Origin of the sequence: Bifidobacterium pullorum subsp. gallinarum (assembly GCF_000741215.1) — a bacterium.
Taxonomy (GTDB): domain Bacteria; phylum Actinomycetota; class Actinomycetes; order Actinomycetales; family Bifidobacteriaceae; genus Bifidobacterium; species Bifidobacterium pullorum_B.
This window is the reverse complement of record NZ_JGYX01000002.1, coordinates 51,441-71,371: the sequence shown is the minus strand read 5'-3', so window position 1 is coordinate 71,371 and position 19,931 is coordinate 51,441. Positions and strand designations below refer to the sequence as shown.

Here is a 19,931-nt window from a genome sequence, read left to right as displayed (position 1 = left end):
CCGGTGCTCGTAAGGGCAACCGGGGCCTGTTCGTTCCATGCCATGCCCTCCTCATACGGACTCTGATCTATCTTATCCACGATGTATTTTCGTGACCCTTGGAATTCCAAGGATTACGGACTTGTGTCACGGTCACGATAGATCAGAGTCCGTATGGCGGTACGGATGTGTACGGCCTTTATTGCCAGAGGCTGACGATGACCATGTAGATCGCCACCATCTGGCACGCGTACCCGGCCACGGTGCCGCAGTGGAAGATCTCATGGAATCCGAACACGCGGGGCCAGGGGTCGGGCTTGCGCAGCGCGTACACGATGGCGCCGGCGATATAGCAGGCGCCGCCCGCGGCCAGCAGGATCACCACCGGCGGGCCGGCATAGGGGGAGACCCAGAACAGCCACATGAACGCCACGCCGGAGACGCCGAAGACGATGTAGGTGATGGTGTACAGCCAGCGTGGCGCGCTGATCCAGATCACATGCACGATCATGGCGACCGAGGTGCAGGCCCACATGCCGCCGATGATGGCGTTCCTCCAGAACGGCTCCAGGGCGAACGAGACCGGGGTATAGGTGCCGGCGATGAGCAGGAAGATATTGAGGTGGTCGATGCGACGCAGCACGTCGGTCACGCGCGGCGACCAGTCGCCCAGATGGTAGGCCGCGGAGTTGGCGAACAGCACCAGCGAGCAGACCATGAACACCGCGCACGCCCACTTGAGCGCCGCCCCCTGCGCCAGACAGATCAGCACGATGCCCGCCGCCAATGAAAGCGGCGCCGCCACCAGATGGATCCATCCGCGCATGGCCGGCTTCGGACGGCCGTGCACGTCCAGCCTGATCTTGCGCTCCACCTCGGCGGGGGCGATGCCTTCGAGCCTGGCGGCGCGCGCCTCGCCTTTGGCGATGGTGAGTTTGGCCTTGGTCTCCGCCTTGCGGCGGATGTTGTCGGCCTTGTTGCGGGCCTTGATCCGCACGGCGTCGGCCTTGGCCTGCAGCGCCTGCTCGCGTGCCTCGATGACGGCCGCCCGTGTGCGTTCGATCTCCTCGTCGGTGTGCCGGCTCATATGTCCTCCCGAATAATGGTTACGCAACCGTAACCTACGTTATCGTAGGTTGTGGATATCGCTGGATTCGGACACGCGCTGGGGTAATGTGGAGCACATGGCTGATTTTTCCGAGATACTGGCGAGTCGTCCCGATCTGGACAACTACGACCGCGAATGGCTGCATCAACTCGTGGCGGACTGGCAGGTCATCGCCGACCTGAGCTTCGCCGACCTGCTGCTCATCGTGCAGAATGGCGACGGCAGGTACATCATCGCCGAGCAATGCCGCCCCTCCACCGTGATGAGCCTGCGTGAGGAGGACGTGGTCGGCAAGGAGGTGGACGAGGACCTGTACGGCGAGCTGGACCTGGCCATGCGCTCGGGCTCCGTGTTCCGTTCCACCGTGCTGCGTACGGTGGGCAAGTCCGCGGTATGCAACGTGTATGCGCCGGTCCGGCATAACGGCAAGACCCTCGGCCTGGTGGTGCGCGAGACCAACATGGCCACACGTGAATCGAACGGCCGCTATGAGTCGGAAAGCATCAACGCCGGCAAGCAGTTGTATGAGATGATTCCCCGCGGCCAGTTCCCGTACCGTGATTCGGTGATGAACCAGCGGCATATCGCCCGCGTGTCGGACGGATTCATCGTACTGACCGTGGACGGCGTGGTGCGCTATGCCTCCCCGAACGCCATCAGCTGCTTCCGCCGTCTGGGGTCGTTGCGTGCCATGATCGGCCAGTACCTGAGCGAGATCGGCACCCAGCTGTTGCACAAGAACGATCCGGTGCCGGAAACGCTGCCGTTGGTGTTGAGCGGCAAGGCCGCTGTCGATTCCGAACTCGACGCGAACCGTTCCGCGGTCTCGATGCGTTCGCTGCCGCTGTATGACGCGAACGGCAGGACGGGCGGCATCGTGCTGTGCCGTGACGTCACGGAGCTGCGCCGCCGCGAGAAGGAGCTGCAGACCAAGGACGCGGCGATCTCCGAGATCCACCACCGGGTGAAGAACAACCTGCAGTCGGTGTCCGCGCTGCTGCGGCTCCAGGCGCGCAAGACCAAGTCCCAGGAGGTCAAGAAGGAGCTGGCCGAGGCGCAGCGCCGCGTGCAGACCATCGCGATGGTGCACGAGGGACTGAGCCAGACGGTCGACGAAATCGTCGATTTCGACAAGGTGATCTCGAACCTGCTGAAGATGAACGTGGACCTGGCCACGATGCGCGACCAGCATATCGACATCGATTTCATAGGCAAGTTCGGCATGATGCCGGCGCAGGACGCCACGCCGCTGTCGCTGGTGCTCACCGAGCTGATCACCAACGCCATCGAGCACGGGTTCGAAGGCCGTAAAGAGGGTCATATCACGGTATCCGTGGGCCGTGGCGGCAACAACCTCAACGTGGTGGTCGAGGACGACGGCGTGGGTCTGGAACAGGAGGAGAACAACGGCATGGCTCGTTCCTCCGGGTCCGGTCTGGGCACGCAGATCATCAACACCTTTGTCAAGAACGACTTCGGCGGCACCGTGCGTTGGGAGCCCCGCCGCGAGGGCGGCACCCGCGTCATCCTGGACATGAAGCTGCGTGCCGCGCAGAACGAATCCTGACCGGCACCTCCCGCGGCCCGCATCGGATGCGCGGATACGCTGAGGGGCCTTCCGCCATTCGCGGAAGGCCCCTCGCCATCGGTTGACCGGTCTTAAGCTCTCACACCTGCATCTGCATGGCCTGGGAGCGGCGGGCGCGCATGGCGCGACGCTTCAGCGCGCGCCGCTCGTCCTCGCTGAGGCCACCCCAGACACCGTAATCCTGATTGGTGTCCAGAGCGCATTTGAGGCAGGCATCGATGACCTTGCAGGTCCGGCACACGGCCTTGGCCTCCTCGATCTGCTGATAGGCGGCACCGGTGTTGCCGACGGGGAAGAACAGTTCGGGATCCTTGTCCCGACACGCGGCTTTGGCTCGCCAATCGTAAGCGCTGCTCATGGTTTCCTCGCACTCCTCAATCGCAATATCCGACTTCCGGAACAAACATTATTCAGATAACCACGAAATCATCGACTTTTCAAGAGGTTTCGCCGGGAAAAAACGCAGGCTTGGTGAAGGAACCGGAAGGAACCATGCACTGCACCACGGTGGCCCTGCCGGGTTCGACCAGCACGCCCCGGCCGGGTGTGGTCAATTCCTCATGGCCGAATTGGTTCAGCAGTTCGGAGGGGATGCCGTTCATCAGATCGGTGGCGCGGTCGCCGGAGGGGAAGATGAGCCTGGTGCGGAAGAAGTCGGGGCGTCGCAGGCTGTGCGGATGCTCCACCGCCACAACAAGGGCCACGCCCTCCCGATACAGATTGCGCCGTATCCGGTCGGTGCAGGTCCGGTCGCATGCGGGATTGAACACCATATCCGCGTCGTCGATCAGCCATGCCCGATGCCGTGCGGCCGAATCCCTCCCCGTTCCGGACGGCGGCAGGGGAACCGTGCAGATATCCGCGGCGTCGACGTATGTCCCGTCGGAAAGATACGTCACCGTCAGCGCCACATCGTCGCGCGCACCCCAGCTCGCCGCCAGCATGCGCAATGCGGTGGTCTTGCCCCGGCCCCTGCCCCCGATGATGGCGATGCCGCCCTCCTGCGGTTGCAGGACGACGTCGTGGAAGCGCGCGCCGTCGTCCCCCAGGGCGAACGGCACGCAATCGCGGGCAACGCACGCGCCGTCGCCGCAGGCAACGCGTGCGGGCAGGGGTGCGGTGAACAGCGGATCGGCGGGCCGGGCGCCGTGGAAACGGCACGCCATGCCGATGGCCGCGGTGATGGACCGCGCGTCGGCCGGGGCGCAGCTGCGGATGGGGGTGACGGTGACGCCGTCGTTGCTGTAGAACGCGCCGGGCATGGTCGGAGGGATGCCTGCGGCGGCGGACGAGCCGATCAATTCCGCGGATTGCATACCGTCACGTACCCGCAGGCACAGGTTCAGCGCCATATTCGACTTCATCTCCGCGTGCACCTGGCCGAGGGGATGCTGTGTGCAGGCGATCAGATGCATGCCCAGGGACCGGCCCAACGAGGCGATGCGGATGAACCGTTCGATGGCGTCGGGCAGCTGTTGCCGGAGCACATGGAACTCGTCGATCACGATGATGATGGATGGCTGCGCGTTGCCCAGCCGATCGATGGAGGGCACCCCGGCCTCCGCCACTAGCCGTTCACGGCGCTTGAGCTCACGTTCCAGGCCGACGATCGCCCTGGCGGCGTGCCTGATGTCCAAATCGTCGACGATGCCCGCCGTATGGGGCAGACCCCGCAATTGGCTGAACGTCGATCCGCCCTTGAAGTCGAGGAACACGAAATGCAGCGTATCGGGAGGGTTGCGGACCGCCAACGCCAGACACCAGTTCTGCAGCAGCACGGATTTGCCGGATCCCGTGGTCCCCGCAACCAGGGCGTGCGGTCCCTGCGCGGCGATGTCCAGGGTGGCGACGCCCTTGGCGGTGGTGCCTATGGGCACGTCGGTATGTGCGCCGTCGAGCCAGCTCGCCACAATCGGCCGCCACATCACGGGATCGTCGCGCAGGCCGAGCACCGATTCCAACGGCAGCATGGCGATGGCGCCGAAATCGTCGGACGGCCCGGATCGCTCCTCGGGTTGCGGTCCTGACCGGGAGGGGTCGTCGCCGCGGGTGACTATCACCAGGAGCGAGGCCAAACACCCGACCAGCCCCGGCATGATCATGAGCACGAACATCCAGCGTTGCTCCACCGCCATCGCCCCCAGCAGTATCAGCTGGGCGATGGCCGGTGCCACGGCCGCGGCGAGGCTCAGCCGTCTGGCCCTGAGGCGTCGGCGGTCGGTGGCCCGCTCAGTGGTTCGAGTATGTCGATGGGTGCCCTTCATGCCTTCAGTCTGACCGTTGGCACGGCAGGTGGCAAGGCGAACGGGGCGATGTGGTCGAAGGCTATCGGAATCGGCGTGTCGCCGGGGTCACTGGCTCTCGGCGAGGGTGCCCACCACGCCGGGCTCATGCGTGCCGTCGGCCAATGCGGTGAACAGTTCCAGGTTGCGCTGGTCGTCCAGCAGCACGCTGGAACCCACGCCGTCCACGTAGTAGTCGGGGTCGGACCAGTACACGGAGCCCGTGATTCCCGATGCGCCGGTGGCGTCGCGGAACGCCAGCGCCATCATCAGCAGGGTGTACGGGTTGGTCTGCTCGTCAACGGTGATGGCGTTCAACGTGGTGTCCGCCACGGACATCACCGTGCCCGGGTTGGAGAGCGTTCCGGAGGACAGTCCTTTGTCCATGATGGCCCCGATGACCTGCCGCTGGCGGTCCCCGCGGCCGAAGTCGCCGGTGGCGTCCGCGTAGCGCATGCGCGAGAAAGCCAATGCGGTGTCGCCGTCGGCCGTGTGGCAGCCGGCTTGCCATTCCAAGCCGGAATACGGGTCGCTGACATCGCTGTCGTAGCACAGTTCGATGCCGCCGAGCGCATTGACCACGTCCTTGAGACCGTTGAACTTGATCTGCGCTACATGGTCGATCTTCTGTCCGGTGATCTGCTCGACCTCGCTGACCAGGGATTGTCCGTCATACAGCTGGCTCACCGCGTTGATCTTCAGGTAGTAGTCGTCGATCGAGACCAGCGAATCCCGGGGGATGGAGATCAGCGAGCTGCTGCCTTTCCGGGGTTTGGTCAGCACCAGAATCGTATCGGTGCGGAACCCGACGATATCGCTGTCGCCGCCTTCACGTTCGTCGGAACCGAGCACCAGCCACGTGGATGCGGGCGTATCGGCGCGGTCCGTCAGCCAGGGGGTTTTGATGAGTTTGCCGTCGACCCAGTTCCACACGCCGAACAGGCCGAGCGCCGCAGCCAGTATGAGAACGAGCAGGACGCTGACGATGATGTGTCCGATATGCCTGCGGCGGCGTGGAGGCTGTGCGGACACGGCCATCGTGGAGCCGTAGGCGGCCGCCGGTGCCGCGGCTCGGACGTTCATGGGGGTATTCGGCACGGTTCGTGGCGGCGTGGCGGGGGGCACGGTCCGTTGCGATGCTGCCGAACGCGAGGACCCCGTGGCCCGACGTGCGGGCTTGGATGCCGGTTGGAAGCTCTGCGGCATCTGTTGCGCCGGTCCCGTGGACGAGGCGGGTGCCGGGGTGACGGCGGCCGGCTTGGCGGCACGCTTGCGCGAGGGCGGGATGAAACTGGGCGGTGCCGCGTCCACGCTGGGGGAGGAGGGACGCTGGCGACTGGCCGACGGTATGAAACTGGGCGGTATGCCCGGCATACCAGTGTCTCCCTGTTCTTCGGCCATATGTCCCTCCAGTGTGTCTGTCTCCAGTCGTTTTTACACGGTGGAGGGACATTTCAGCGTATCTGCGGGTAATCCTGCGCAGGAACAGCACATTACCGTGTCATGAGACCCGGCAGAAGGTGTACATGATGTACTGGTCGGCCATGCCGATGTACTGCCCGGTGAGCGGGTCGGAGATGGAACCGGTCTCCGGGTCCACGACGCCGCCCGTGGCGGGGTCGGTGAGCACTTCCTGCAGGGTGTAGGGGTCGACGGAGGTGACCAGTCCGGTGTTTGGATCGGGCGCGGCCTGCTGCGTCTGCTCGGTGCCGGTGTCGGTGCCGTCCTGCGTGGTCTGCTGGGAGGCGTCGGTGTCCGAAGGCGTGTCGGACGGCGTCTCGGACGAGTCGGCGGTGGCGTCGTCCGACGACTGGGCGTCGTCGGACTGGGCCGTCAGCGGCTGGTTGAGCCGGAGTTTCTCCCAGACGGCGTCGGCGGCGTCGGACCAGACGACGCGGGCCGTGGGATTGTAGGGGTCGGCGACCACCGGAACGGTTTGCGCGTACAGATGCGAGGAGTCCAGGTTCTTCAGGCTCATGGCCAGTCCGGCCAGGGTGGCGGCGTCCGCCAGGCCGTCGCTGATGTTGAGCGATTCCAGCGCGGCGCGGGCCAGCTGGTAGAGCTGCGGGCTGTTGGTGAACAGGTTCTTGCTGAGCGCCTCGTTGAGCAGCGCCTTGATGAGGTATTGCTGTCGTGTTGTTCGCATGACGTCCGAGCCATCCGTGCCGGTGCCGTGGCGCATGCGGGCGTACTGCGTGGCCTGGGTGCCGTCGAGATGCTGCAAGCCCCGCTTCAGGTCCAGACCGGTATAGGTGTCCTGGGTGTCGAACGGGATACAGATGTCCACGCCTCCCAGCGCGTCGATCATGCTGCTCAGGCCCTGGAAGTCCACCACCACGACCTCCTGGATGTCCAGGCCGGTCAGCGCGTTCACCGCGTTCACCGTGCAACCGGCCGCGGACGCCAGGTCGCCCCCATAGGAGTAGGCGTTGGCGAAGATCGAGTTGAACTGCACGTAATACTGCGCGGGGATGGTGCCGTTGGCCGTGGAGCAGCTGGGGACGTCGACCATGGAATCGCGGGGGATCGAGACCAGGTTGATGTAGGAGCGGTCGGCGGCGATCTGCGCCACGATCGTCGTGTCCGCATTATGGAGGTTCGCGGTCGAGTCGTCGCTGCCGCCCACGGCGGCGTTGCCGTCGCCCTCGCGGGTGTCCTGACCCAGGAGGAGCACATTGACCGGCTTGCCGGCGTTCACGTCCACCAGCTGGGGCTCGTTGTCCTTGTCGGCATCGTCCGCCTGCACCGGCAGGGTGAACGACCGTTGCTCGATGGTGCTGTTGATATCCACCCACACGGCCGCGGCTGCGGTGCCGACGAATGTGAGGGCCGCCAATAGGATGGATACCAGAACGGTGCGCACAACGTGACTGATGCGGTATTGGCTGCTGTGCCGTGGATGCGAGGCGATGCTTCCCGCGATGTTGGGGATTGTGCGGTTGGTCCTGCGGTGTGAGGTCACGTCGTCGCCTTCCTGGTTGCGGGTTATGAGCGCCCGTCGCGGTTGAACGGAATAGATTGTAAGCCACCGGCCTGAACAATGCCCCAAAATGGGAATACGGGGCCATGATGTTCACCGGATCGGAACAGAGCCGGCATGTACGGAAGGGGCAATATAGCATCTGCACCCCTTAAAGGGCGGTATTGACACGGCTTTTGATTTGACAAATCCCAAGTGACAAGTGTGTAATTTAAGCGAATCGATTGCACACGGCCTAGGCAAGGAGGACAACATGTGGGGGGTCATGGACGAATCCGCCGATGAGCCGCTATCCAAGTTGTGGGGGTTGTTCCAGTCGGGCGACGATCTGTCATGGCAGCATAAGGCGTTGTGCTCGCAGACCGATCCGGAGGCGTTCTTTCCGGAGAAGGGCGGATCCACCCGGGACGCCAAGCGCGTGTGCGCCCAGTGCGAGGTGCGTGAACAGTGTCTGGATTGGGCCATCGAACACGACGAGCGATTCGGCATCTGGGGCGGCATGAGCGAACGCGAACGCCGTCGGTATAAGAAGGAGCGCAGGGGACGGGCGTAACGCACGGGCACCCGTTGCGTACACTGGGAGTTATGAATTCCACAGGCAACAGCGACATTCAGCGGATTATCGCCGAGCAGGCGGCGGCCATGCCCTTGCACAAGCGGGCCGTGGACCATACGGTGGCCGCCGTGATCACGGTCGAGGGGGATCTCCGGTTCCTTGGCGACACCATGCACGCCGTGCTGAACCAGACCGTGCTGCCGGGAACCGTGATCGTGGCGGACTGCACCGGGCTGACGGGGCAGCCGGTCCATTCCGAAGTGCCGCTGCGGGACGGGGAACCCGACCAGGCGCTGAGCGTACAGATCGTCCGCGCCGCAGGCGCACGTTCGTTCTTCGACGCGGTGATGCGTGGGCTGAAATACGCACGGCTGGAACGCGCCGTGTCCGCGCTGTGGACGCTGCATGACGATTCGAAGCCGGCCGATGCCTGTCTGGAGGCGTTGCTGGAGGCGCGGCGCAATACGCCCACCGCATCGCTGCTCGGTGCCAAACAGCTGGACTGGAGCGGGGAGAACCTGCATAACGTGGGATCGTATGCCGGCAGGCATCATCTGGAATCCCTGGTGGTGGACGGCGAGCCGGACCAGGAGCAGTATGACGGCCGGCAGGATGTATTCGCCGTGTCCTTGGCCGGCGCGTTGATGCCGCTGTCCACGTTGCAGACCACCGGGGGAACGGATCCGTGGTTCGGCAGCTTCACCGAGGCCGACGACCTGTGCCGGCGCATCTGCCTGGGCGGCGGCCGCGTGGTGGTGGTGCCCACCGCCGAGGTGGCGCACCGGAGGGCCAGGTTCGAGGGCATCCGCACCCATGAGGGCGAACCGGTGGCCCAGGAGGACGCCTATGACACCGCCATGGGGGTGCTGGAGGCGCAGCAGCGGTATTACTACACGGATATCCGTACGGTGTGGTGGCCGTTCCTATGGATATGGCGACTGCTGCGTTCCGTGGTGATGGCGGTAGTGAGGCTGTCACGCAAGCAGCCGTATGCGGCGTTGTGCGAGCTGGCGCTGCCATGGCGCGCGCTGGGCACGCTGCCGGCGGCCGTGCGGGCCAGGAAACGGGTGGTGCGTCAGGGCACGGTGCCGTTGGCGCGCCTGTCGGTGTTGTCGGCGACCCGCCAGCAGATCGGGCAGTGGCACGACCGCAGCCAGGCGTTCTCCGACCAGCGCGACACCGTGGTGCTCAATCCGTTGGCCCGCGAGCATCTGCTGCGTCGTTCGGTATGCCGGTGGACCGCGGTGCTCCTGGCCGCGATCGCGGCGTTCGCCGTTGTGGCCGGCACGCATTGGACGGTGCTCCGTGCGGTGTTCGGCGGGGCGGCCGTCGTCTCGGATGCGTGGGTTCCCACGGATGCCACGTTCTCGCAGCTGGTGGAGGCCGCGACCTCCTCATGGGCGTTCGGCACCGGCACGGGCGTACCCGCGCCGCCCACGCCGTGGCTGCTGGTGCTGATGGTGGCCTCGGTGTGCACGCTGGGCCATGTGGCTGCGGCCACGGCGCTGCTGCTGTTCGCCGCGGCGCCGTTGAGCGTGCTGTCGTTCTGGGCCCTGGCCGGCGTGTTCACCCGTTCGGATGCCGTGCGCGTCACGGCGTCGCTGCTGTGGTTCGCTCTGTCCCTGGGACTGGGATTGTACGATTCGGCCAATCTGCCGATGCTGACGGTGATGGTGTTCCTGCCTGCGGCGTTCGCCTTCGCGTTCCGTGCCGTGGGCATGTACCGGACCGAGGACCCGGTCAGGCCGCACAAGTCGGTGCAGGCCGCCGCGGCGTCGGCGCTGTGCTTCATCCCCGTGGTGGCGGCCGAACCGCAGCTGCTGCTGTCGCTGGTGGTGGCGTTCCTGGTGTTCTTCGTCTTCGTGCGTCGGCACCGTGCCACCTTGCTGCTGATCCCGTTGCCCGCCGCTCTGGTGCTGGCCCCGACGTTGGTCAACGTGGTCCGTCGCTTCGGCGACGGGGCATGGCGTCAGCTGTTCGGCGACGCCACCGTACCGGATGCGGCGGCCGGCGGGGAGCCGGCGGCGTTGTCCCTGACCGGCGTGCTGATGCGCGCGTTCGGGCTGACCGTGTCCGGCGACCAGCTGTGGCTGCAGGTGGCGGTGTTCGGCGTGTGCGCCGTTGTGGCGGTGCTGGCCGTCGTGTCGTTGGCGCTGCCGTTCGTGCTGCGCGCCTCGCGCATGATGTGGGTGGTCGTGATCGCCGGCGCCGCGGCGGCGCTGCTGTCCGTGCGGGTGGCCACCGGGGCGGGCGATGACGGCGCGGCCGCCGGAACGGCGTTGCCCGGAGTCGTCATGTGCCTGCTGGGACTGATGTCATGCGCCTGCATGGTGGCGGGCATGGCCGTGAAACGGTTCGACCCGCTGTCCGGCCGGGGGGACCGGCGGGCCCGTATGCGTCTGACCGTAGCTGGGCGGGCGCTGCTGGCCGTGGTCTTGGCCGCGGGGGTCTGCGTATGGTCGGGGTATGGTCTGACGCGGCATGATGCGGAACTGTCCTCCTCCGGCGGCGGACTGCCGATGGTGGCCGTGGACTATCTGGAACAGAATCCGGCGCACCGCATCCTTGCCGTTGCCGCACGGTCGAACAACCATGTGGAATACGCCGTGATGCGTACGGGACTGGGGGATGTGATCGACAATTCCGTCGGGCAGCGCGCCCAGCAGGTCTCCGGCATCCGCGACGAGGCCGACGAGTTGTTGGCGTCCGCGGCGGCGCGCCTGATGGCGAACGCCGACGCCCAGGCGATCGCCGATATCGCCTCGCTGGGATTCGGGGGCATCTATGTATCCACCGGCAGTGCGGACAGCGAAGAGGCAGGTGATCAGTTGTCCGCTAATATCACCGCCTCGGACGGTGTGCAATCCGTGGTGAGCAACGCCGACGGCACGTACTTCCGATTCACGCTGATCGATCCGCTGCACCAAGGCATCGACACCGCGCATCAGCGTGAGATTCAGTCCAGCGTCTGGCGTAGGGCTTGGCTGTGGTGTATGGGCGTGGTCATCGTGCTGTACTGCGTGGTGGCGTGGCCGCGGTCGCATCGATATGATTGGGAGGAATCATGACCGATTCTCGTCGACATGCCCGTTCGTCCGCAGCGGGATTGGCGGGCAAGGTGTCGGTTTCCGTGGTGTCCGCGGTGGTGCTGATAGCGCTGATGACGGTATTCGTATGCTATCGGCCGTGGACGGGACTGGTCGATGACGCCGGCGGCTCGGCCGCGGGCGCCTATGACGTCAGCACGGAACGGATCGAACAGTACTGCCCCGGGCGCATGGCGCTGATGGACTCGGATTCGTACGGAGACAGCGAGTTCCAGGCATCGTCGGGCAATATCACGTCGTCGGCCCGATATGCCGCGCTCGGATCCGTCTACATGTCCTCGGTGACGCCGATGGCGAACGCCGACGCCGAGGCCGAACGCCTGTCCGACGGCGATGACGCGGACGCCATAGCCGTCCTCTCCGGTGCCGTGGACGACAGCCCGACCCTGTTCGACACCCGTCTGACGGCCTCCGAGGACGGAACCGGCGCGGCGGGCAGCGTCGCGTCCTGGGCCACCGACGGCGACCTGCGTGGTGTGGCGGCGGCGACCTGCGTGGTGCCATCGCTCAGCCAGTCGTTCATGCTGCCGGCGACCGCCACCGGCACCACACAGGAGCTGGTGGTGTCCAACCCGTCGGATCGTGCCACGGCCGTCACCATGCGGGTATGGGGCAGCTCGGATGGCGAGGCGATATCGTTGACCACGGGCAATACGCTGACCGTCGACGCCCATGGCGAATCCTCGGTCGATCTGGCAGCGGCCGCCTCCGGACAGGACGGCCTGTTCGTCACGCTCGACAGCGACGAGACGCCGGTGGCCGCGGTGGTGCGGATGACGCGGATGGATGGGCTGAACCCCCAGGGCATCGACTATATCCCGCCCGTCTCGCAGTCGTCGTCCGATGCCGTCATCCCCTCGGTGCGCGAGGGGGATGCCGTGCGGGTGACGGTGCGTGCGGAGGAAACCGCCTCGGTCACCGTGTCATGGCTGACGGCGCAGGGGACGACGGCGGCCGATGAGGGGCAACTGGACGCCGGTCGCGTGACGATGTTCGACCTGGGCGAGGCTCCCGAGCATACGCTGGGCGTCGTCATCGAATCCGACGCGGCGGTCAATGCCATGGCCCTTGCCGAACGGGGCGGCGACGACGGACAATCCGACTTCACCGTGGCGCTCCCCGGAACCGCCGCGGCGGCCTCGGCCGTTGCCGTGCCGTCCGATACCCGTGGCGAGCTGACGATGGCCAATGTCTCCGGGGAACGCACCTCGGTGACGATGCACGCCTATGACGCCGACGGCCGTCATGTGGGGGAGCACCAGATCGATCTTGAAGACGGCGCCGCCGTCGACCTGGCGGTGACGGACCTCGGCGAGGACGCGGCCGTGATCATGGTGGATGATCCTTCGGAATCCGTGGTGTGGGGCGTGCGATTGTCCCAGCCCGATGTGGACGAGTCCGGGTTGGCGGGATTGGCTAACCTGCAGACCACGGCGTTGACGCCGGTCCAGGAGACGGTTCTGTCCCAATCCGATCGTGCGGTGATTCGCTGAGGCGTCACAGACCCCAGTCCGGATCGATCTCCTCGGGACGCCGTCCGTAGAGTTCGCCGATACGTCCGACCAGTTCGTCCCGAATGATCAGCTGCATGTCGAGCTTGGTCCGGGACCGGGATTGTATCGGCATGCGGTACAGCACCACGCGGGCGGGGATGCCGTGCGAGGCGGCGAAGCACTGCGAGGAATTGCTGCGCCGTGGCTCCCATGGGGCGGGGTCGGAGGGCGGCACATCCTCCACGGCGAACTGCAACGGCCGGATCAGCTCCGGCCAAGCGTCGTTCAACCGTCGGATCTGCGCGGCGACCATGTCGTCGAACATACCGCCGCGGGTGCGGTACCGGGGCAGGCGTGCGCCGAACATCGGCGTCCTGATGCCGCGGCCGTGCCTGTTGCGATAGACCTTCGCTTCCCATGGAGGTTGGAACATGGTTCCCACCTTATGCCAAGACACGGCCATTGCGCTACCATACTGACTATGACGTGGTAAGAAAGGAAGCGACGTGGCCCCTATTGACGTACCCTCGTGGACCCAGCTGGATATGGACGCCGTCTGCGCGCGGATCCGCGCCGTCGCGTTCGATCTGGACAACACGCTCGCCCGCTCCCGCAAACCGATGCTGCCCTGGATGGCGGAACGGTTCTCCACGCTCACCACGCTGCTGCCGGTGGCGGTGATCACCGGCGGCCGGTACGGGCTGGTCATCAGCCAGATTCTCGACGTGCTGGACGACCACGCCGATCGCTCTCATCTGCATCTGATGCCGACCAGCGGAACCCGATACTACCGCTGGGACGGTGATGACTGGCGGTGCGTGTACGCGCATGATCTGGGCGTCGACCTGCGCGATGCCGCCGTGGCGTCGCTGACCGACCATGCCAAGGAACTGGGGCTGTGGCTGGAGGACACGTGGGGGCCGCGCATCGAGGACCGCGGCAGCCAGATCACGTTCTCGGCATTGGGGCAGCAGGCGCCGGTCGAGATCCGCGAACGGTGGGATCCGGATGGTACTAAGCGTGACGCACTCGTGCGCGCCGTTGCCGCCGATCTGCCCGAACTGCAGGTCCGCGCGGGCGGCACCACCAGCGTCGATATCTCGTTGCACGGCTATGACAAGGCGTTCGCCATCCGCGAGCTGGCGGCGTCGCTTGACCTGCCGGTGGACAGGATCATGTTCGTCGGCGACCGGATGTCGCCGGACGGCAACGATTATCCGGCGGCCGAGGCGGGGAGCCTGGCCGTCCGCGTCACCGGCCCGGAGGATACCGCGCGGCTGTGCGACGAGCTGATCGCCCGCCTGTCGTAGGGGAGGGGACACGCCGTCGGTTGCCGCTGCACCGCCGTGGTGCTGTGATGAGATGCATGGGGATTTCGGCATGGTTGGGCGTGATTCGCGATGTGGTGCTGCCACGCGGCTGCGCGGGGTGCGATGCGCCCGACGCCGTGGTCTGCGGCGAGTGCCGGGAACTGCTGGACAGGACGGTGGTGTTCGATATGCCGGGCACATCCATAGGTCGGGGATACGCGTGCGCATGGTATGGGGGCGCGGTGCGCCAGGTGATCCTGGGGTGGAAGGACCATCGCGACGAGGAGTGCGACGGGCCGTTGTCCGAGGCGATGGCCGTGCTGGCCGCCCGGTGCCTGCAGGCGACGGTGAGCGGGATGCATACTGTCCTGGTGGTTCCGGCGCCGTCCTCATCGGCGTCGGTGCACCGGCGGGGACGGCGGCATACCGCCGTGCTGGCGGCCGCCGTGGCGCGGGCGTGTCGGGATATGGGGATTGATGCGCGTGTGGTTCCCCTGCTCACGATGGACCATGTCCGCGGACGGTCCGTGCAGATGGGCGGAGGTCAGCGCAGCCGGCGCGTCAGCGGGCGCATCGCCGTGCGGCGGCCGGAACTGTGCCGGCACGCGCATGTCATCGTCGTGGATGATATCGTGACGACCGGGGCCACGATGCGGCAGTGCGTCGACGCGCTCCGATCCTCCGGCGCACAGGTCGTCACCTGCCTGTCCGTGGCCTATACGCCGCAACCGGATGCCGCTACGGTTCGGGATTCGGCTGCGCGAGATGATACTTCGGCAGCCTGATCTCGAAATCGGCGCCGCGGGAATCGTCTACCACGGCGACGGTGCCGCCGTGCAGCTGCGCCGCCCATCGTGCGATGGACAGCCCTAGCCCCGTGCCGCCCGATTCCGTGCCCGGACCGGTTTTGCCCTTGACGAAGCGCCGGAAGATATCCGATCGCGCCTCCCGGGGGATCTGCGAGCCGTAATTCACCACGTTGGTGACGATCATGCCCTCATCCTCGTCCTCGTGCGCCTCGATGAGCACCTCGGTGCCGTCCTCCGAATGCTTGAGCGCGTTGGCGATGATGTTCGTGAACAGCTGGCGCAGCCGGTCCTGGTCGCCTTCCATGCGGATATCCTCAGGAATGAGGACCCGGATGGTGTGGCCGTGCCCGCCGTCGGCGATCTCCAACGGCTCGACCGTGTCGTCGATGAATTCGCGGAAGTCGAACCATTCGATCTGCAGGCTGGCGGCCCCCGCCTCCATCCTGGACAGGTCGAGCAGGAAGGCGATCAGATCGGAGAGGCGATGGGTCTGGTTGAGGATGCTCTCCAGATTCGCCGGTGTCGGCTCCACGATGCCGTCGGCCATGTTCTCCACCATGGCCTGCAGGGCGGAGACGGGCGTGCGCAGCTCATGGCTGACGTTGGCCACCATATCCCGCCGCATCTGGTCGGCATGTTCCAGTTCCTCGGCCATCTCGTTGAACGAGCGCGCCAGCTGGCCCACCTCGTCGTTGCTGTCGGTGCCGGTGTGCACGCGAACGGTGTAGTCGCCGTCGGCCATGGCCTTCGCCGCATCGCGCATCTGACGCAACGGCGAGGTCAGTCCGCGGGAGAAGAAGTAGGTGATGCCGAGCGACACGATCAGCGTCAACGGCATGGCTATCCATCCGCTCCAGCCGAATTTCAGCAGGAACCAGGCCATGACGAAGGCTATGGCGGTGGAGATGGTGATGATGACCGCCAGCTCCGTCTTCAGCGAGGACAATACACCAATGGGCCGTTCCGTATGCAGAACGGCCCTGAAACGTCTGGACGGAGTGCGTTTGACGGTCACTCGTGCTGCTCCGGCGGCTCGAAGGCATACCCCACACCGTGCACGGTGCGGATGGTCTGGGAGCCGAGCTTATGACGGAGCGCCTTGACATGCGAGTCCACGGTTCGCGTGCCCGAGGCGTCGACCCAGTCCCATACCTCCTCGAGCAGCTTCTCCCGGGTGAGCACGGACTTGGGCTTGCGTGCCAGCGTGGCGAGCAGATCGAACTCCGTGGGGGTCAGGTGAACGGGCTCGCCGTTCATCGTGACGATGCGCTGTGCGGGGTCGATGACCAGCGAACCGAAATCCAGCACCTTCTCGTTCTCGGAGTTCTTGGCGATGGCCTTGGCTCGTTCGACGCGGCGCAGCAGCGCCTTGCAGCGGGCGATGAGTTCGCGCATCGAGAACGGTTTGGTCATATAGTCGTCGGCGCCCGCGCCGAGCCCCGTGACCTTGTCGGCCTCGTCGTCACGGGCGGTCAGGATCAGCACGGGGACGGGCCTGGCGGCGACGATTCGCTTGGTCGCCTCCAGGCCGTCCATAACGGGCAGCATGATGTCCATGATCACCAGATCCGGCTTGAGCTGGGCCGCGGCCTGCACCGCACTGGCCCCGTCGGACGCCACGCGCGCCGTCCAGCCTTCGGCCGTGATGCGTTGCGCAATCGCCGTCGCCAGCGTCGGTTCGTCCTCCACCACCAGAACCGTGCGTAGTGTTGCCTGCCGTAGTGCCGTGTTGATCATGGAATCCGCCTTTCAGTCCTCCGGTACCAAGAATACAGCGCCCAGCGCCGGAATCGTGAGCTTGGCGGACCAGTCGCGCGAATGGTACTCCCCGGCGACTGCCTCAAAGGTGCCATTGTGGATGTCCGAGCCGCCGTACTTGGCGTCGTCGGTGGTCAGCGCCTCGCGCCAGCGGCCGCCCTTGGGCAGCGGCACCTGGTAATCCTGCCAGGCGTTGCCGGAGAAGTTGACCACGACCACCATCTGCTCGCCGTCCTTGCCGACACGCATGAAACTCAGCGTGTTGTGGTCGGCGTCGTCGCTGGTCAGCCACTGGAAGCCCGCCGGGTCGAAGTCCTGGCTCCACAGGGCGGGGGAGGCCTTGTACAGGGCGTTGAGATCGGCGACCAGGCGCTGCACGCCGCGGTGCTCCTCCCAGTTCAGGCAATCCCAGTCCACCGAGGCGTTGTGGTTCCATTCGCCGTACTGGGCGAGCTCGTTGCCCATGAACGTCAGGTTCTTGCCCGGGTGGGCCCACTGGTAGGCGAACAGCGCGCGCACGCCGGCGTAGCGCTGCCAGTCGTCGCCCGGCATCTTGCCGAATAGGGAGCCCTTGCCGTAGACCACCTCGTCATGGCTGATTGGCAGCACGTAGTGCTCCGAATAGGCGTAGACCATCGAGAACGTGATCTCGCCGTGGTGCCACTTGCGGTTGATCGGGGATTCGTGCAGGTACTGCAGCGTGTCATGCATCCAGCCCATGTTCCACTTCAGGCCGAATCCGAGGCCCCCGGCGTCGGTCGGGGCGGTGATGCCCGGATACGCCGTGGACTCCTCGGCGATCATCATGATGCCGGGGTTGTTCTTGTACGCGGTGGCGCAGGCCTCCTTGAGGAAGTCGATGGCCTCCAGGTTCTCGCGGCCGCCGTAGATGTTCGGACGCCACTGCCCGGGCTCGCGGCTGTAATCCAGGTACAGCATCGAGGAGACGGCGTCCACGCGCAGCGCGTCGACATGGTACTCGTCCAGCCAGAAGCAGGCGTTGGCCACCAGGAAGTTGCGCACCTCGCGGCGTCCGAAGTTGAACACGTAGGTGCCCCAATCCGGGTGCTCGCCGCGCATCGGATCGGGATCCTCATACAGCGGCGTACCGTCGAAGCGGCCCAGCGCGAAGCCGTCCTTCGGGAAGTGGGCGGGGACCCAGTCCATGATCACGCCGATGCCGGCCTGATGCAGCTTGTCGACCAGGTACTTGAAGTCGTCCGGGCCGCCCTGGCGCGAATCCACCGCGTAGTAGCCGGTGACCTGGTATCCCCACGATCCGGCGAACGGGTGTTCGGCCAACGGCATGAACTCCACGTGGGTGAAGCCCTCCTTGGACACGTACTCGACCAGCTCGTCGGCCAGACCGCGGTAATCCAGCCCCTGACGCCAGCTGCCGGCATGCACCTCGTAGATGCTGACCGGGCCGTCGTGCGGGTTGGTGGCGCGGCGGTGCTCCATCCAGACGTCGTCATCCCACTCGTGCGTCGATTCGACGACGATCGAGCCGGTGCGCGGCGGCACCTCGTGCGAGCGCTCCATCGGATCGGCCTTCATCACCCATTCGCCGCTGGCGTTGAGGATCTGGTACTTGTAGATCTCCCCGGCCTGCACGCCCGGGATGAACAGCTCCCACACGCCGGAGGAGCCCAGTTCGCGCATGGCGTGACGTCGGCCGTCCCAGCTGTTGAAGTTGCCGACCACGCGCACGGCATGGGCGTTCGGCGCCCAGACGGAGAACGAGGTGCCGACCAGCTGCTCGCCGGGGGTGCCGTCCGCGCCGCCCATCGGGTCGTCGAAACGCTGGACATGGGCGCCCAGGGCCTCCCACAGGTGCTCATGGCGCCCCTCGCCGAACAGGTAGGTGTCCATCTCCCCGAGCGTGGGCAGATACCGGTACGGATCGTCCTCCACGATCGTCGGGCCGTCCTCGTAGGAGGTGCGCACGCGGTAGTCGGGAACGGCATGCCCCGTTTCGGTCGCCACGGCCGGGATGACGGCCATGAACACGCCGTTGTATTCGTGGGATGCCTCGTATTCGCCGTCCTGGGTGACGATGGTGACGGTTTTGGCCAGCGGGCGCAGGACGCGCACGGTGACGCAGTCCTCATGCTCGCCGATGCCCAAGTGGCCACCGAGCACTTCGTGGGGGTTGTAGAATTCGGCGTTGCTCACCGAATCGAGCACTCCCTGATTGACAGGTACAGCGACAATATCTTCATTGATGTTATTGGTCATAGCAAAAGTGTACGCATGGAATGGTCCATTGTGGCGACAGATGTCGAAAAAAATCGGGAAAATGGGTGAGTCCACGCCATACGGCATAATTATTCGAGTTTTGCGTACCTATTCACGGAGGATTCATGGGTTACAAGGTCGGCGATATGGTCGTCTATCCGCGTCACGGCGCCGCGAAGGTGGAGGCCATCACCGAACGGACGGTGCGGGGCGTCTCCCGCGAGTACCTACAGCTGTCGGTGCTGTCGTCGGATGGTCTGGTCATCAACGTGCCGGTCGACAATGTCAAGAAGGTGGGGGTGCGTGACATCGTCGACGCGAACGAGGTCTCCAAGGTGTTCGAGATCCTGCGCACGCCGATTATCGAGAAGGAGATGAACTGGTCGCGCCGCTACAAGCTGAACGTGGAGAAGATCGCCACCGGTGACGTGAACAAGATCGCCGAGGTGGTGCGTGACCTGGCCCAGCGTGACGTGGACGAGCACGGGCTGTCCGCGGGGGAGAAGCGCATGCTGACCCGCGCCCGCAGCATCCTGACCTCGGAGATCGCGCTGTCGGAGAAGATCGAGGAATCGGAGGCCCAGCGTCTGCTCGACGTCAACCTGGGCTACGAGCAGCCGCAGCCCGGCGACGAGGCCCACCATACCGAGGCTCCCGAGGAGGCGGCGCAGGATACGCTGGCCCGTCTGGAGGCCGAGGGCAAGAAGTCGAAGAAGAAGTGAT

16 protein-coding genes are annotated in these 19,931 nt (G+C 65.7%); 7 read left to right on the top strand and 9 right to left on the bottom strand.

The window, feature by feature from the left end:
* Positions 1-178: 178 nt before the first annotated feature.
* Entirely contained in the window at positions 179-1,066 is an 888-nt protein-coding gene (trhA, locus tag BIGA_RS02550; protein WP_033506165.1) for a PAQR family membrane homeostasis protein TrhA, read from the bottom strand.
* Positions 1,067-1,163: 97 nt separating this feature from the next.
* Here trhA and BIGA_RS02545 point away from each other — a divergent pair, with 97 nt between their 5' ends.
* Positions 1,164-2,654 (top strand): sensor histidine kinase, encoded by a 1,491-nt coding sequence (locus BIGA_RS02545; RefSeq protein WP_033506166.1) that lies wholly within the window; start codon positions 1,164-1,166, stop codon positions 2,652-2,654.
* A gap of 100 nt (positions 2,655-2,754) precedes the next feature.
* Here the strand turns inward: BIGA_RS02545 and BIGA_RS02540 are convergent, their stop codons facing one another.
* The 4 genes from BIGA_RS02540 to BIGA_RS02525 form a co-directional block, all read right to left on the bottom strand.
* Positions 2,755-3,033: a WhiB family transcriptional regulator gene (locus BIGA_RS02540; protein WP_033506168.1), complete on the bottom strand. Its 279-nt coding sequence runs from the start codon at positions 3,031-3,033 to the stop codon at positions 2,755-2,757.
* 79 nt (positions 3,034-3,112) lie between these two features.
* Positions 3,113-4,939 carry an FtsK/SpoIIIE domain-containing protein gene (locus BIGA_RS02535; RefSeq protein ID WP_081929364.1) on the bottom strand — a complete coding sequence of 609 codons (1,827 nt, stop codon included), beginning with the start codon at positions 4,937-4,939 and terminating at the stop codon, positions 3,113-3,115.
* An 87-nt stretch (positions 4,940-5,026) separates the two neighbouring features.
* Positions 5,027-6,358 (bottom strand): LCP family protein, encoded by a 1,332-nt coding sequence (locus tag BIGA_RS02530; RefSeq protein WP_081929363.1) that lies wholly within the window; start codon positions 6,356-6,358, stop codon positions 5,027-5,029.
* Positions 6,359-6,458: 100 nt separating this feature from the next.
* Positions 6,459-7,919, bottom strand: coding sequence for an LCP family protein (locus BIGA_RS02525; RefSeq protein WP_033506169.1), 1,461 nt, complete (start codon positions 7,917-7,919; stop codon positions 6,459-6,461).
* 271 nt (positions 7,920-8,190) lie between these two features.
* Between BIGA_RS02525 and BIGA_RS02520 the strand changes: the two genes are divergently transcribed.
* The 3 genes from BIGA_RS02520 to BIGA_RS02510 are packed head-to-tail and all read left to right on the top strand — an operon-like array spanning position 8,191 to position 13,093.
* On the top strand, positions 8,191-8,490 hold the full coding sequence (locus tag BIGA_RS02520; RefSeq protein ID WP_033506171.1) for a WhiB family transcriptional regulator: 300 nt from the start codon (positions 8,191-8,193) through the stop codon (positions 8,488-8,490).
* A 32-nt stretch (positions 8,491-8,522) separates the two neighbouring features.
* On the top strand, positions 8,523-11,561 hold the full coding sequence (locus BIGA_RS02515; RefSeq protein WP_033506173.1) for a glycosyltransferase family 2 protein: 3,039 nt from the start codon (positions 8,523-8,525) through the stop codon (positions 11,559-11,561).
* Entirely contained in the window at positions 11,558-13,093 is a 1,536-nt protein-coding gene (locus BIGA_RS02510; RefSeq protein WP_033506175.1) for a DUF5719 family protein, read from the top strand. Before BIGA_RS02515 ends, BIGA_RS02510 begins: the two co-directional genes overlap by 4 nt.
* Positions 13,094-13,097: 4 nt before the next feature.
* Here BIGA_RS02510 and BIGA_RS02505 read toward each other — a convergent pair whose 3' ends face one another.
* The gene (locus BIGA_RS02505; protein WP_033506177.1) at positions 13,098-13,526 is read right to left on the bottom strand and encodes a metallopeptidase family protein; all 429 of its coding nucleotides are present in this window, start codon (positions 13,524-13,526) and stop codon (positions 13,098-13,100) included.
* A gap of 112 nt (positions 13,527-13,638) precedes the next feature.
* On the opposite strand from BIGA_RS02505, the gene BIGA_RS02500 reads away from it, so the two are divergent.
* Positions 13,639-14,403, top strand: a complete 765-nt coding sequence (locus tag BIGA_RS02500) for an HAD-IIB family hydrolase (RefSeq protein ID WP_081929444.1) — start codon at positions 13,639-13,641, stop codon at positions 14,401-14,403.
* A gap of 56 nt (positions 14,404-14,459) precedes the next feature.
* Complete coding sequence (locus tag BIGA_RS02495) at positions 14,460-15,188, top strand: ComF family protein (RefSeq protein ID WP_033506180.1); 729 nt, start codon at positions 14,460-14,462, stop codon at positions 15,186-15,188.
* Here BIGA_RS02495 and BIGA_RS02490 read toward each other — a convergent pair.
* Genes BIGA_RS02490 through glgB form a run of 3 tightly spaced genes read right to left on the bottom strand, consistent with a single transcriptional unit; the run spans position 15,142 to position 19,208 of the window.
* Positions 15,142-16,185 (bottom strand): sensor histidine kinase, encoded by a 1,044-nt coding sequence (locus tag BIGA_RS02490; protein WP_193345853.1) that lies wholly within the window; start codon positions 16,183-16,185, stop codon positions 15,142-15,144. The two genes, BIGA_RS02495 and BIGA_RS02490, sit on opposite strands and share 47 nt — an antisense overlap.
* Before the next feature lie 38 nt (positions 16,186-16,223).
* The gene (locus tag BIGA_RS02485) at positions 16,224-16,949 is read right to left on the bottom strand and encodes a response regulator transcription factor (RefSeq protein ID WP_033506184.1); all 726 of its coding nucleotides are present in this window, start codon (positions 16,947-16,949) and stop codon (positions 16,224-16,226) included.
* Positions 16,950-16,961: 12 nt separating this feature from the next.
* Entirely contained in the window at positions 16,962-19,208 is a 2,247-nt protein-coding gene (gene glgB / locus BIGA_RS02480; RefSeq protein ID WP_033506186.1) for a 1,4-alpha-glucan branching protein GlgB, read from the bottom strand.
* 125 nt (positions 19,209-19,333) lie between these two features.
* Here glgB and BIGA_RS02475 point away from each other — a divergent pair, with 125 nt between their 5' ends.
* Positions 19,334-19,930: a CarD family transcriptional regulator gene (locus tag BIGA_RS02475; RefSeq protein ID WP_033506188.1), complete on the top strand. Its 597-nt coding sequence runs from the start codon at positions 19,334-19,336 to the stop codon at positions 19,928-19,930.
* Position 19,931: the final 1 nt, after the last annotated feature.